The organism is Dactylosporangium sp. CA-139066 (assembly GCF_050936175.1).
GTDB lineage: Bacteria > Actinomycetota > Actinomycetes > Mycobacteriales > Micromonosporaceae > Dactylosporangium.
This window is the reverse complement of sequence record NZ_JBNJNH010000002.1, coordinates 2,409,212-2,422,902: the sequence shown is the minus strand read 5'-3', so window position 1 is coordinate 2,422,902 and position 13,691 is coordinate 2,409,212. Positions and strand designations below refer to the sequence as shown.

Below are 13,691 nucleotides of genomic sequence, written 5' to 3'. Positions count from 1 at the left end.
CGTTGGGGGGCAATCACATGACAATCCGCCGGGTACGAGTCAACATTCCGGGGTGGACTATCCGGAGTTGGCCGCACGAACCCGTCGTTTCTCCTGCGGTGCGCCCCGCGCAGTCACGGTGAGCCCGGACGGAGCGCGGGTGATCTTCCTGCGCTCGTCGGGGCCCGAGGACCCCAGCGACGCGCTGTGGGTCTTCGACGTCGCCGCGCGCACCGAACGTTGCCTGGCCGACCCCGCGACCCTGCTGCGCGACCAGCCCGACCTGCCGCCGGCCGAGCGGGCCCTGCGCGAGCGGCTGCGGCTGTCGGCGGGCGGCATCGGCTCGTTCGCGCTCGACGGGGCCGGCGTGCTGGCCGTGTTCCCCCTCGGCGGCCGCCTCTTCCGCGCCGACCTGCTCACCGGCGACGTGACCGAGCTCGACACCGCCGGCCCGGTGGTCGACCCGCGGCTCGACCCGGCGGGTCGCCGCATCGCGTACGTCACCGGCGGCACCCTGCGCGTCATCGACGCCGACGGCACCGACAGCGTCCTCGCCGGCGAGGAGGGGGTGTCCTGGGGGCTCGCCGAGTTCATCGGCGCCGAGGAGTTCCACCGCTTCCGGGGGTACTGGTGGTCCCCCGACGGCCGCAGCATCCTCACGACCCGCGTCGACGAGTCGCGCGTGCCTCGCTGGCACCTGCACGACCCGTCGCTGCCGGAGCAGCCGCCCTCCACCATCGCCTACCCGCACGCCGGGGCGACCAACGCCAAGGTCACGCTGCACGTGCTCGACCTCGACGGCGGCTGGGTGGACGTGCACTGGGACCGGGAGACCTACCCGTACCTGGTCGCCGCCACCTGGTCGGAGCAGGGCGGCCCGCTGCTCGCGGTGCTGCGCCGCCTGCAGCAGCACGGGCTCGTGATCGCCGTCGACCCGCGCACCGGCGAGACACAGGTCCACGCCGAGCTCGCCGATCCGCGCTGGGTCGAGCCGGTGCCGGGCACGCCGGCCCACCTGGCGGACGGCCGGGTGCTGGTCGGCGGCGAGCTCGCCCACGACGGCTACGACGCGCGCTGCCTGTTCGCCGACGGGAGCCTGATCACACCCCCCAACTTGTACATCAGGAGGGTGGCCGGCCGCCTCGACGGCGACCTGGTCGTGGAGGCCAGCGACGGCGAACCCAGCGAGCAGCACATCTTCCACGTGCCGGTCACGCAGTCCAGCCCGCGGGCGACGAAGCTGACCACCGAGCCGGGCTGGCACACGGCCCAGGCGGCCGGCCGGACAGTGGTCATCGGATCGCAGGGCCTGGAAAGCAGCGGGTGGCGGTACACCATCATCCACAACGGCGAATCGATCGCCGAAATCCAATCGCTGGCCGCGCCCATGCCCTTCGCGCCGAGGCCCGCGCTCGAGCGGGTGACGGACCGGCGCGTTCCGTCGGGTGTGCTGTACCCGCGCAACCACGTCGCCGGCCGCAAGCTCCCGGTGCTCGTGGCGATCTACGGCGGCCCCGGCCACCAGGAGGTCATCGCCGCACGCGGCCGCTGGCAGGAGAAGCAGTGGTGGGCCGACCAGGGCTTCGCCGTCGTGACCATCGACAACCGTGGAACTCCCGGCGTCGCCCCCAGCTTCGACAAGGCGATCCACCGCCGCTTCTCCGACGTGATCCTGACCGACCAGGTCGACGCGCTCGAGACCCTCGCCGGCAAGCACCCCGACCTCGACCTCGGCCGCGTCGGGATCCGCGGCTGGTCCTTCGGCGGCTGGCTGTCGGCGCTCGGCGTCCTGCGCCGCCCGGACGTGTACCACTGCGCGGTTGTCGGCGCGCCCGTGACCGACTGGAGCCTCTACGACACCGCGTACACCGAGCGATACCTCGGCCTGCCCGCCGACGCCCCCGACGTGTACGCCCACAACTCCCTGCTGGAGATGGCCGCCGAGCCGCCGGTGCGCCCCGACGACGCCCGCCCGATGCTGCTCGTGCACGGCCTGGTCGACGACAACGTGGTGGCCGCGCACACGCTGCGCCTCTCGGCCGCCCTGCTCGCCGCCGGCCGCCCGCACTCGATGATCCCGCTCACCGGCGCCACGCACATGGCCTCGGGAGGCCTCGCCGAGCGCCTGCTGCGCATCGAACTCGACTTCATCCGGAGGTCGCTCGGCTGATCACCACGTCTCCCCCGAGCCGCCCGCCCTCGGGCGACCGGTTCACCGCGCCCGCATGCAGCAGCGCGGTGATGACCTTCTGGGCGTCGATTCCGCGGTACACCGTCTCGGTCAGCGCAAAATGCTTGAGCTCGGTCACCGTCATCGCGCCGTCGCGCAACACCTGCAGAATCTCGCGCCGCAGCGCGCCCGGATTCGGCTCGAGCGAGATATCCATGAGGTGCCCCTCGGGATCGTGCGGATCGCGATAACGCACCCCCGCGTACTCGTCGAGCGCCCAGAGCTCACTCTTGAACGCCTCAAGACTTTTCGCCGACCGCGTGCCGAACCCGACGAGCAGTTCGCTTTCCCCATCGACAAGCTCCACTCCGGCCGTCAGTTCCAGCCCCGCCCCGCGCAGTTGCGAGCGCTGCGTGGACCAGGTCCCGGCGGGGGCGGTGAGCAGTACCGTTGCCGCGGTAAAATTCTTTTCGACGGTTTCGTCGACGACGGCCAGCAGCGGCCCGCTCCCCGCTCCGGCCGCTTTCAGCACGGCCCGGATATCGCCTCCGGGCACGACGTGAACCGACATTCCCGCGGGTGTACTCGTTTCCCGCTGCACGAGTTCCAGCCGCCCCCGCAACGCTTCAACCCCCGGCGCCACGAACAACAGCGTGAGCCGCCCACGAAGCCGATCCCCGAACTCCGCGAACGCCCGCACCACCCCTTCGGCACTCTCATGATCCAGCCCACGGCCGGAGGCGTAGAGAAATGTCGCTCCGTGCGCAGTATGCAGATTCCCGGGCGCCCAGGTGTCGACACACCGCACGAGCAGTTCCCGCGTGACCCGAGGTATCGACATATCGTCCTTTCTACACCTGTACTTGCTCCGCTACCGTGAGGCGTGTCAAAGCACGGAACGGGGGAGGTACCGTGTCGGACCAACACCTGAAGATCGACAAAGCCGGCGTCCTGGAGGTCGGCGCCCAACTGCACGTTCACGCCGATCAGGACATCAGACCGACGGGCGACCGTATCAAGCAGGATTTCGTTCACCACCCGGTGTTCGGCGGACGCAGCGGCAGTCCGGTGGTACAGGCCGCCGCGTACCAGTACGTGGCCCAGATGGGAGCCGCGGTCGACTTCCTCGACGGGCTGGCCGAACACGTCAGCGTCATGGCCCGAGCAACGCAGTCCATCGTCGATGCCTACCAGCAGGCCGACACGCTTTCGGCCCACGATATCGAGGCGGTGATCAACGCCGCCTGGCCGGCAGTTCAGGCCGAAACGGCGGCCGCCGCGGCGGCCTCGCAGCGCGCCGCTGACACACAGGACCGTCAGGACCGTCAGGCCGAGACCGATCAGCAGGCGGACCTGCGGGACATCAAGCGAGGCGCAGCATGACCGGCACCTACGACCAGTGGAACACGCAGGGCCTGTGGGAGATGGTCGCCGACGAGAACGATGACCATGCCGCGACACACATCCACGCATGGCGGGTGAAGCAGGATCTGCTGGACGACCAGGCAAGCAAGCTCAGCGCACTTCGTGATCAGCTGGCACAGCACTGGGATCCCGCCGGCAGCCCAGCCGCCCAGGCATTTCTCGACCGCATCGACGCAATGCTGCAGCTCGTGCAGTACAACAGCGGCGCCGCGGCCGCGGTCCGGCAGACGTACGAGCAGGTAACGACCGCCATCCACGATGCACGCGAGCAACTGAAGCCGCTGATCGACCGTTACAACGACCGCCAGGCGGCCTGGGAGTCACAGTCGTGGTTCGGCCGGCTGGACATCTGGGATAAGAACTCGCCGAACGTGCTGACGCACTACCACGGCGAAGTCGACAAGAGGGCCCGGGCGGTCATGGAGCAGATGGACCATCGAATCGCCGATGCGACCGCCACCCCGGCAAACGTGCAAACATTTGATCAATGGACAACGGGTGGGGAGACGCAAGTATCCCTTGCGACTGACAACAGCGGGGGCCCTGCGGGAAGCGATGGCAGTTCCGGTTCGAGCCGTCCATCCAGCATTGCCCAGCCGACATTCAATCCGCCCCCTGCCTGGCAACCGGCCATCTCCGAACTGCCGGACCCTAGTGGGACCGACAACGCGCCCGTGCTTGCCGGCACGCCATCGCCACCTGCCACCTTTCCAGCGCCGCCCGCCTCACCGGCAGTGATCTCCGCGCCACCCCTGGGCGGTCCACCGGTTCCTGTCCCGTCATCAACAGCGCTACGACCGCCGAGCGGTCTCGTACCCTCAGAAGAGCGCTTGCTCCGGGCACCGTCCTCCCGCTTCGGTGGAGTGATCGGCGAGCCTGCGGGCCGACCGTTTTCGGGGTCTTTGAGGCAGTCGGCCGTACCCACGGATGGCGTCATCCGGGGAGGGCCAGCATCTCCCATGGCCGGCGGATCTGCGTCCCGGACCAGCTCTGCCCGCGGCGGCTTGACGCGGCGGACGACGCGCACGGCGCAGGTCACCGAGGCGCACGGCGAAGCCGTCTCGCGTTCTGGGGGTGCCCGGGGTTGGCAGGACTCGAGCTACGAGGCGTATGCGAAGCGCCGCGCCAAGCGAAAGGACGACCCAGACAACCAATGGACGGTCGAGGAGGGCGTCGCACCAGTGCTCGAGGCACCGAGCGATCCAGACGATCACAGCGCCACACCTGGCGTGATCGGCCTCGATCGTTGATCCGGCGTCGGCTGGCGGCGTTGTCCGCCTTCGTCGTCGCCATGGTCGCGGCGACGCCGTCGGCCGCACACGCGGACTCAGTCCGGGATCAGCAATGGCACTTGGACGCCCTCCACGTAACGGACGCCCACAAGATCAGTCAAGGTGAGGGCGTCGTAGTGGCGCTCACCGATTCCGGCGTTGACACGAGCGCACCCGAGCTCGGGCCAGCAGTCGTGCCCGGAAAGGACTTCAGCAGCAACGGAACCGGCGACGGACGCACCGACACCAATGGGCATGGCACAGCACTGGCCGGCCTGATTGCGGGCAGGGGCAAGGGCGGCGACGCCGGAGTGCTCGGCATCGCGCCAAAGGCGGCGATCCTGCCGCTGCGGGTATCGCCCTCGCCGGACTACGGCGGCTCCCCCGCTAACCTGGCCGCCGGCTTCGAATGGGCCATTGCCCACAATGCCAAGGTCATCTGCGTTGCCGTGGGTGGTTCTTCCAGCCCCGAGCTCCAACGCGCGCTGGACAAGGCCCTTGCCGCCGACATCGTTGTTGTCGCCGCAGCGGGCAATCTTCCCAAGGCGAAAAGCGTCATATTCCCGGCCAGCGCGCCCGGCGTGCTGGCCGTCGGCGGCGTTGACCGACAGGGTCAGCATGCGACCTTCTCGACCAGCGGTCCGGAAGTCGCTCTCGTGGCGCCAGCCGTCGACATCGTCTCGGTAAGCCTCTCGGCTGGGTATGGCAAAACGTCCGGCACGAGCGACGCCACCGCATTGGTGGCCGGCGCGGCGGCGCTCGTTCGAGCAAAGTACCCGCAGCTCAGCGCTCAAGAGGTCATCCATCGACTCACCTACACCGCACACGACGCGGGACCTCCGGGACGCGACGCTGACTACGGCTACGGTGTCCTGGACTTGGTCAAGGCGCTCACCGCTGAGGTACCGCCAGCATCGCCAACCGCTGGCGCGAAGTCATCGGCGACCGCGGACGGCAGCGGCGGCTCCGGGGGCGGGCGACAGGTCGCGGTCATTGCCGCGATCAGTGCCGCCGCAGTAGTCGTCGTGTTCATCGCGGTCCTGCAGACCATCCTGCGCGGCCGGCGGCGCCGCGGGTGAGCCGTCCGAGGCGGGCCGGGCTAATCGCTGTCGTGGCGGCGCTCAGCACGGCCCTGTTCTCGTCGCGGGTGCGCGCGGACTCGGTGGCGGCGGGGGTACGTTCGTAACCATGGCTGATGTCCTCGGCAACGACGAAGTTACCGCCGCGCTCGTGAAGCTCCCGGGGTGGTCCGGCAACGCGGAGGGGATCGAGCGGTCGGTGACCGCGCCCTCGTTCCTGGACGGGATCCGGCTGGTGGCGGAGGTCGCGCACGTCGCCGAGCAGGCCGATCACCACCCCGACATCGACATCCGCTGGCGGACCGTGACCTTCCGGCTGTCGACACACTCGGCGGGTGGGGTGACGGAGAAGGACCTCGCGCTCGCGGGGCAGATCAACGAGTTGATCGGGTAGCCGAGGCATCGACGTAGGGTCGAGTACGCCAAAACTGTCGTACCCCCTCGGTACTGTCCAATCATGACCCAATTCGACGTGGCAACCGCGGCGGTGGAGGCGGCACTCGCGGCCGGGGCGCGGTATGCCGATGCCCGCGTGATGCACCGACGGACCGAGTCGATGACGGCCCGCAACGGCGAGATCGAGGATCTGAGCCAGGACGAGGACGCCGGCGTCGGCGTGCGGGCGCTGGTGGGATCCAGCTGGGGATTTTTTGCGGTACCCGACCTGGGCCGCGACGCCGCCCGGCGAGCCGGCGAGCGGGCCACTGCGATCGCGCGGGCGTCGGCCACGGTGCCGGGGCCGGTGGTCGACCTGGTCGACGTCGAGGCCCGGGTGGACTCGTGGGCGAGCGCGTGTGAGGTAGACCCGCTGGGCGTCGCGCTGTCGGTGAAGGGTGACCTGCTGACCGGGGCGACCGGCGAGGCGCACAAGGCGGGCGCCGACATCGCCGAGGGCCTGTATCAGATCTGGGACACGCGGAAGTGGTTCGTGTCGTCGCAGGGGCACCGGATCGACCAGCACATCCGCGAGTCGGGCGCGGGCATCTCGGCGACGGTCATCGGCGACGGCGAGACGCAGCGGCGCTCCTATCCGTCCTACCGCGGGCAATACGGCACACGCGGGTGGGAGCTCGTCGACGAGCTGGACATCCCGGCCCACGCCACGAGGATCGCCGAGGAGGCGCGGGCGCTGCTGTCGGCGCCGCAGTGCCCGGCCGGCGAGACGACGCTGATCCTGGGCAGCGAGCAGATGGCGCTGCAGATCCACGAGTCGGTGGGGCACGCGATCGAGCTGGACCGGATTCTCGGCTGGGAGGCGGCGTTCGCGGGCACGTCGTGGCTCAACCTCGCCAAGATCAACCAGCTGCGCTACGGGTCCGACCTGATGAACATCACGATCGATCCGACGATACCGGGCGCGCTGGGCTCGTTCGGATACGACGACGAGGGCACCCCCGCGCGCCAGCGCTATGCGGTGCGGGACGGGATCTGGGTCGGCACGCTCGCCGGGCGCGACTCGGCGGCGGTGGCCGGGCTGGACTACGCGGGCAGCGTGCGCGCCGACGGGTGGGCGCGGCTGCCGATGGTGCGGATGACCAACGTCGGACTGCAGCCGGGGCCGCACACGCTGGACGAGATGATCGCGGCGACCGACGACGGCGTGCTGATGGACATGAACCGGTCCTGGTCGATCGACGACAAGCGGCTCAACTTCCAGTTCGGGTGCGAGATCGGCTGGGAGATCAAGAACGGCAAGCTCGGGCGGATGCTGCGCAACCCGACGTACACCGGCATCGGGCCCCGGTTCTGGGGGTCCATGGACATGCTCGGCTCGGAGATCGTGGCGTGGGGCACGCCCAACTGCGGCAAGGGCCAGCCCGGCCAGATCGGGCACACCGGCCACCCGACCGCGGCGGCCCGCTTCCAGAACGTTCGCGTGGGGGTGCGGGGATGAGCGTGGCGATGAAGGAGACCGACCTGGCCCAGCGCGTGCTCGAGCTGGTCGGCGCCGGGATCGAGGCCGAGGTGACGGTGGAGCGGCACGCGCTGGCGCTGACCCGGTTCGCCAACTCCTACATCCACCAGAACGTCGCCGACGAGACGACGGCGGTGCGGCTGCGGCTGCACGCCGACGGGCGCACGGCGGCCACCACGACCACGGTGCTCGACGGGCTCGACGAGTTCGTCCGGCGGACCGTCGACGCGATGCGGCTGGCGCCCGCCGATCCGACCTGGCCGGGGCTCGCGCCGGCGGCGCCGCTGACGGCGGCCGGCAACGTCGACGAGGAGACGGCGGCCGCGTCGCCGGACGAGCGGGCCGCGCGGGTGCGGGCGTTCGTGGAGCAGGCCGAGGGACTGGACACCGCCGGATACTGCCGGACGTCCTCGGCCCGGGTGGTGTATGTGAACTCGGCCGGGCAGCATCTCGCCGCCGCGCGGACGAGCGCGGCCATGGACGGCATCGCGCGGACGGCCACGTCCGACGGGCTCGGACGGCTGGCGGCCGTGCGGCTCGCCGACATCGACGGCGCGGTGCTCGGCGCGCGGGCCGCGGCCAAGGCGCTGGCCGGGGCCGACCCGGTCGAGCTGCCGCCGGGGCGCTACGAGGTGGTGCTGGAGCCGGCGGCGGTGGCGGACGTGCTGCAGATGCTGGCGATGTACGGGTTCAACGCCAAGATGGTGCTCGACCGGCAGTCGTTCCTGGAGCTGGGCGAGGCGCAGTTCGACCCGTCGGTGACGATGGTGGAGGACTCGAGCCTGCCGGACGCGACAGCGATCCCGTTCGACGCCGAGGGCACGCCGCGGCGCCGGGTGGTGCTGGTGGACCGGGGCGTGTCGAGCGCGGTGGTGCACGACCGACGCACGGCGGCCCGGGCCGGCAACGGCGCCGAGTCGACCGGGCACGCGCTCGCGGGCGGCGCCAGCTTCGGGGCGATCCCGACGAGCCTGCGGCTGCTGCCGACCGGCGGGGCGACGCCGACGGAGGTGGAGGGGCCGGCGTCGGACTCCTCGGTGGCGGCGCTCGTCGCGGGGGTCGAGCGGGGGCTGCTGGTGACGGACAACCACTACACGCGAGTGCTCGACCCGCGGACGCTGGTGGTCACGGGGCTGACGCGCAACGGGGTCTGGCTGATCGAGGACGGGGTGATCACGACGCCCGTGCGGAACTTCCGGTTCACCCAGTCGTACGCGCAGGCGCTCGGGCCGGGGGCGGTGCTCGGGATCGGGAGCCGGGCGGTGGAGCAGCCGGGGCCGTGGGCGGAGGCCGGGTTCGTGGCGCCCGCGGTGCGGTTGGCGTCGTGGAACTACACCGGGGGCGCGTCGGGGTGAAGCGGGCCCGAACCCGACCTGGGAGCGCGTTGCGGCCGAGGTGATCCCACCCCGGCCGGGGCGGTCCAGGCCGAACGGCGTTCGGGCCTACAGCTCCAAACCCGGCCGGGCCGCGGCGATAGCGCCCGACCGCCACGCCGTCGTGGGCCCGTGAGCAGGCGCCGCGGCGTTGCCCCAGCACACCCGACCGCGACGCCCCAGCACAGGGCGCAATCTCGTGGCCGGAGCCCGCGCCCAAGCAGTCAGAGCGCCCGAACCCGAGGTGCCGCATCGCTCGCCGACCTGGGTCAGGACGTCGTGACGCCGAACACTAGGGCTCAGAAGCCGACGCCCGCCAAACGACCGTGGGCTCGCAGCACAGCGGCTTGCCGCCGCCGCCCCACACAAGACCGCTGCCGCAAGCGCGCCGGCCACCCATAAGCCCAGCGAACCTTACGCCGACCGGGTGCGCCGCCGTAGGTTTTGAGGGGATTCGGGTGGAGCGAAGCTCCCCCGACGCGAGCGCAGCGAGCTGACAACACAGCCAGGGTGCGCCGCCGTAGGTTTTGAGGGGGTTCGGGTGGAGCGAAGCTCCCCCGACGCGAGCACAGCGAGCTGACAACACAGCCAGCTGGATAAACGGCATCAGAGTGAAGTTTTCCACGCAGGGCGGCGATTCTCGGCAAGGTCTTTCGGCGGCGTACCGCCACACGCCAGACTCCCAACGCACGACGCTGCGGGATCGGGCGTAACGTGTGCACCGACCATAGATCGGTACATCGGAGAACTCTTCACCAGCCCGTCCAGGGAGTACTCAATGACGACCACGCCCATCAGGCCACGGTCAGTTTCGGGCGCGGGGGGCCGCGCTGCGATCAGCGCCAAGACACTGCGGACGGACGGGTGGCGGACTTCCCCGTTGGTCATCGCGGCGATTCTGCTTTTCTTCATCGTCTATTCGACGATCCGGATTTTCATGGCGAAGTGGTACTTCGTCGGGGCGCACGGATACCTCACGCCGCTGTACTCGCCGTGTCTGAGCGACTCGTGCGTCGAAGGCTCGTCGCACTTCGGCACGCCGTTCGGCGCGTTTCCGCGGTGGCTGCCGCTCGGGCTGGCGGCGTTCCCGTTCGTCGCCGGGTTCCGGGTGACGTGCTACTACTACCGTAAGAGCGGCTACCGCTCGCTGTGGATGTCGCCGCAGGCGTGCGCGGTTCAGGAGCCCCACAAGAAGTACAGCGGCGAGTCGCGCTTCCCGCTCGTCTTCATGAACTCGCACCGGTACTTCTTCTACGTGGCGTCGCTCATCCTGCTGATCAACATCTGGGACGCGTTCCACGCGTTCAAGGGTGACGACGGCGGGTTCGGCATCGGGCTCGGGTCGCTGATCATCGTGGTGAACGTGATCGCCCTGGCGGGGTACACCGCCAGCTGCCACGCCTGCCGCCACGTGATGGGCGGGCGGCTGAAGCACTTCTCGAAGCACCCGGTGCGGTACCAGCTGTGGACGCTGATCTCCAAGCTCAACACCCGCCACGGCACGTTCGCGATGACGTCGCTGTTCACCGTGATCCTGACCGACGCGTACATCATGGCCGTGTCCGCCGACTGGATCACCGACCTTCGAATCTGGAATTAGGACCCCCCGATGACGAACATCGAGCGACACACCTACGACGTCGTCGTGATCGGCGCGGGCGGCGCCGGGCTGCGGGCCGCCATCGAGGCGCGGCTCGCGGGCAAGAAGACCGCCATCATCTCCAAGTCGCTGTTCGGCAAGGCGCACACGGTCATGGCCGAGGGCGGCGCCGCCGCGGCGATGGGCAACGTCAATGCGAACGACAACTGGCAGGTGCACTTCCGCGACACCATGCGCGGCGGCAAGTTCCTGAACAACTTCCGGATGGCCGAGCTGCACGCCAAGGAGGCCCCGGACCGCATCTGGGAGCTGGAGACCTACGGCGCGCTGTTCGACCGCACGCGCGAAGGCAAGATCAGCCAGCGCAACTTCGGCGGGCACGAGTACCCGCGGCTGGCGCACGTCGGCGACCGGACCGGGCTGGAGCTGATCCGCACGCTGCAGCAGAAGATCGTGTCGCTGCAGCAGGAGGACTACCGGGAGCACGGCGACTACGAGGCGCGCATCCGGGTCTTCCAGGAGTGCACGATCACCGAGCTGTTCATCGAGGACGGCGCGGTGGCCGGCGCGTTCGGCTACTACCGCGAGTCGGGCGAGTTCGTGCTGTTCGAGACGTCGGCGATCGTGCTGGCCACGGGCGGCGTGGGCAAGTCCTACAAGGTGACGTCGAACTCCTGGGAGTACACGGGCGATGGCCACGCCCTGGCCCTGCGCAGCGGCGCGACGCTCATCAACATGGAGTTCCTGCAGTTCCACCCGACCGGCATGGTCTGGCCGCCCTCGGTCAAGGGCATCCTCGTGACCGAGTCGGTCCGCGGTGACGGCGGCGTGCTGCGCAACACCGAGGGCAAGCGGTTCATGTTCGACTACGTGCCCGACGTCTTCCGCAAGCAGTACGCGGAGACGGAGGAGGAGGCCGACCGCTGGTACTCCGACCCGGACAACAACCGCCGCCCGCCGGAGCTGCTGCCGCGCGACGAGGTCGCCCGGGCCATCAACAACGAGGTCAAGTCCGGCCGCGGGACCCAGGCCGGCGGCGTGCTGCTCGACATCGCCTCCCGGCTGAAGCCCGAGCAGATCACCAAGCGGCTGCCCTCGATGTACCACCAGTTCAAGGAGCTGGCCGACGTCGACATCACGAAGCAGCCGATGGAGGTCGGGCCGACCTGCCACTACGTGATGGGCGGCGTCGAGGTCGACGCCGACACCGCGGCGGCGGCCGTGGCCGGGCTGTTCGCGGCCGGCGAGGTGTCCGGCGGCATGCACGGCTCCAACCGGCTCGGCGGCAACTCGCTGTCGGACCTGCTGGTGTTCGGCAAGCGGGCGGGCGAGCACGCGGCGGCCCACGCCACCGAAACGAAGCGGCGCAAGCCGTCGGCGGCGTCGGTCGAGGCGGCCGTGGAGACGGCGCTGGCCCCGCTGCAGCGCGGCGAGGGCGGCGAAAACCCGTACACGCTGCACCAGGAGCTGCAGGACATCATGGGCACCCTGGTCGGGATCATCCGCCGTGAGGGCGAGCTGCGTGACTCGCTGGTGCGCCTGGCCGAGCTCAAGGAGCGCGTGAAGAAGGTCGGGGCGACGGGCGGGCGGCGGTACAACCCGGGCTGGCACCTCGCTCTTGACCTGCGAAACATGCTCGTCGTCTCGGAGTGCACCGCGAAGGCGGCCCTCGAGCGCACCGAGTCCCGTGGCGGCCACACCCGCGAGGACTACCCGAAGATGGACCCGAACTGGCGCCGGGTCAACCTGGTCTGCTCGCTCGAGGGCGAGGACGTCCGGCTCGAGCGCAAGCCGCTGCCGGTGATGCGACCGGAGCTCCAGGGCCTGTTCGAGCGCAGTGAGCTGGCCAAGTACATGACCGACGAGGAGCTGTGATGGGTACCAAGCGCCATTTCCGCGTCTGGCGCGGTGACGACACGGGCGGCTCGCTGGAGGACTTCCAGGTGGAGGTCAACGAGGGCGAGGTCGTGCTCGACGTCATCCACCGGCTGCAGGCCACGCAGACCCCCGACCTGGCCGTGCGCTGGAACTGCAAGGCCGGCAAGTGCGGCTCCTGCTCGATGGAGATCAACGGCAAGCCGCGCCTGGGCTGCATGACGCGCATGTCGACGTTCGGCGACACGGAGACCGTCACCGTGACCCCGCTGCGGACGTTCCCGGTCATCCGGGACCTGGTCACGAACGTCAACTTCAACTACCAGAAGGCCCGGGAGCTGCCCGCCTTCGCGCCGCCGAAGGGCGTGGAGCCCGGCGAGTACCGCATGCAGCAGGTCGATGTGGAGCGCTCGCAGGAGTTCCGCAAGTGCATCGAGTGCTACCTGTGCCAGAACGTGTGCCACGTGATCCGCGACCACGAGGAGAACAAGCGGGCCTTTTCCGGCCCCCGGTTCTTCATCCGGGCCGCGGAGCTCGACATGCACCCGCTGGACGCGCGCACCGACCGCAAGGAGCTCGCGCAGGGTGAGCAGGGCCTCGGCTACTGCAACATCACCAAGTGCTGCACCGAAGTGTGCCCGGAGCACATCAAGATCACCGATAATGCGATCATCCCCATGAAGGAACGCGTTGTCGATCGGAGGTACGACCCGGTGACCTGGCTCGGACGCAAGATCTTCCGGCGTGACCAGCTGGACGACCCGGCCGCGACGCACTCGTCGAGCCCGTCGTCGACGGCCGCGGACACGAGCGCGCACTGGCACCAGCAGGGCCCGCTGCCCCAGGAGGCCGCGGTGGGCACCGACGGCAAGCTCCCGGTCGCGGAGCTCTATCTGGACCGCGCGGCCGCGGCGTCGCCGTTCGGCGACGACCAGGAGTTCCCGCTGCCGCCGGAGAAGCTGCGGTACAACCACCCTCACTGATCGGCACGTGCGGGGCCTCTG

11 protein-coding genes are annotated in these 13,691 nt (G+C 69.9%); 10 read left to right on the top strand and 1 reads right to left on the bottom strand.

Features of this window, described 5'->3' with window-relative positions:
- The first annotated feature begins 52 nt into the window (after positions 1-52).
- Positions 53-2,149: a prolyl oligopeptidase family serine peptidase gene (locus ACQEVU_RS55925; RefSeq protein WP_433339377.1), complete on the top strand. Its 2,097-nt coding sequence runs from the start codon at positions 53-55 to the stop codon at positions 2,147-2,149.
- Here the strand turns inward: ACQEVU_RS55925 and ACQEVU_RS55920 are convergent.
- Complete coding sequence (locus ACQEVU_RS55920) at positions 2,127-2,990, bottom strand: hypothetical protein (protein WP_433339376.1); 864 nt, start codon at positions 2,988-2,990, stop codon at positions 2,127-2,129. The genes ACQEVU_RS55925 and ACQEVU_RS55920 overlap by 23 nt on opposite strands.
- Before the next feature lie 71 nt (positions 2,991-3,061).
- Between ACQEVU_RS55920 and ACQEVU_RS55915 the strand changes: the two genes are divergently transcribed.
- From ACQEVU_RS55915 to ACQEVU_RS55875, 9 genes are all read left to right on the top strand, one after another.
- Positions 3,062-3,532 carry a hypothetical protein gene (locus ACQEVU_RS55915; protein WP_433339375.1) on the top strand — a complete coding sequence of 157 codons (471 nt, stop codon included), beginning with the start codon at positions 3,062-3,064 and terminating at the stop codon, positions 3,530-3,532.
- Positions 3,529-4,824 (top strand): hypothetical protein, encoded by a 1,296-nt coding sequence (locus tag ACQEVU_RS55910; protein ID WP_433339374.1) that lies wholly within the window; start codon positions 3,529-3,531, stop codon positions 4,822-4,824. The genes ACQEVU_RS55915 and ACQEVU_RS55910 overlap by 4 nt, the downstream gene beginning before the upstream one ends.
- A gap of 20 nt (positions 4,825-4,844) precedes the next feature.
- On the top strand, positions 4,845-5,924 hold the full coding sequence (locus ACQEVU_RS55905) for a S8 family serine peptidase (protein ID WP_433339373.1): 1,080 nt from the start codon (positions 4,845-4,847) through the stop codon (positions 5,922-5,924).
- Between the two features lie 109 nt (positions 5,925-6,033).
- On the top strand, positions 6,034-6,318 hold the full coding sequence (locus ACQEVU_RS55900; RefSeq protein WP_433339372.1) for a 4a-hydroxytetrahydrobiopterin dehydratase: 285 nt from the start codon (positions 6,034-6,036) through the stop codon (positions 6,316-6,318).
- A 63-nt stretch (positions 6,319-6,381) separates the two neighbouring features.
- On the top strand, positions 6,382-7,818 hold the full coding sequence (locus tag ACQEVU_RS55895; RefSeq protein WP_433339371.1) for a TldD/PmbA family protein: 1,437 nt from the start codon (positions 6,382-6,384) through the stop codon (positions 7,816-7,818).
- On the top strand, positions 7,815-9,194 hold the full coding sequence (locus tag ACQEVU_RS55890; protein WP_433339370.1) for a TldD/PmbA family protein: 1,380 nt from the start codon (positions 7,815-7,817) through the stop codon (positions 9,192-9,194). The genes ACQEVU_RS55895 and ACQEVU_RS55890 overlap by 4 nt, the downstream gene beginning before the upstream one ends.
- Positions 9,195-9,990: 796 nt before the next feature.
- Positions 9,991-10,812: a hypothetical protein gene (locus tag ACQEVU_RS55885; protein WP_433339369.1), complete on the top strand. Its 822-nt coding sequence runs from the start codon at positions 9,991-9,993 to the stop codon at positions 10,810-10,812.
- A gap of 9 nt (positions 10,813-10,821) precedes the next feature.
- A complete protein-coding gene (locus tag ACQEVU_RS55880; protein WP_433339368.1) occupies positions 10,822-12,687 on the top strand; it encodes a fumarate reductase/succinate dehydrogenase flavoprotein subunit in 1,866 nt (621 codons plus the stop codon).
- Positions 12,687-13,670 (top strand): succinate dehydrogenase/fumarate reductase iron-sulfur subunit, encoded by a 984-nt coding sequence (locus ACQEVU_RS55875; RefSeq protein WP_433339367.1) that lies wholly within the window; start codon positions 12,687-12,689, stop codon positions 13,668-13,670. Before ACQEVU_RS55880 ends, ACQEVU_RS55875 begins: the two co-directional genes overlap by 1 nt.
- Positions 13,671-13,691 lie beyond the last annotated feature (21 nt).

What these genes read in the sequence shown, in the direction of transcription:
- ACQEVU_RS55920 (WP_433339376.1), bottom strand. Translation starts at nt 2,990, where the DNA reads ATGTCGATACCTCGGGTCACGCGGGAACTGCTCGTGCGGTGTGTCGAC.
- ACQEVU_RS55910 (WP_433339374.1), top strand. Translation starts at nt 3,529, where the DNA reads ATGACCGGCACCTACGACCAGTGGAACACGCAGGGCCTGTGGGAGATG.
- ACQEVU_RS55900 (WP_433339372.1), top strand. Translation starts at nt 6,034, where the DNA reads ATGGCTGATGTCCTCGGCAACGACGAAGTTACCGCCGCGCTCGTGAAG.
- ACQEVU_RS55895 (WP_433339371.1), top strand. Translation starts at nt 6,382, where the DNA reads ATGACCCAATTCGACGTGGCAACCGCGGCGGTGGAGGCGGCACTCGCG.
- ACQEVU_RS55890 (WP_433339370.1), top strand. Translation starts at nt 7,815, where the DNA reads ATGAGCGTGGCGATGAAGGAGACCGACCTGGCCCAGCGCGTGCTCGAG.
- ACQEVU_RS55885 (WP_433339369.1), top strand. Translation starts at nt 9,991, where the DNA reads ATGACGACCACGCCCATCAGGCCACGGTCAGTTTCGGGCGCGGGGGGC.
- ACQEVU_RS55880 (WP_433339368.1), top strand. Translation starts at nt 10,822, where the DNA reads ATGACGAACATCGAGCGACACACCTACGACGTCGTCGTGATCGGCGCG.
- ACQEVU_RS55875 (WP_433339367.1), top strand. Translation starts at nt 12,687, where the DNA reads ATGGGTACCAAGCGCCATTTCCGCGTCTGGCGCGGTGACGACACGGGC.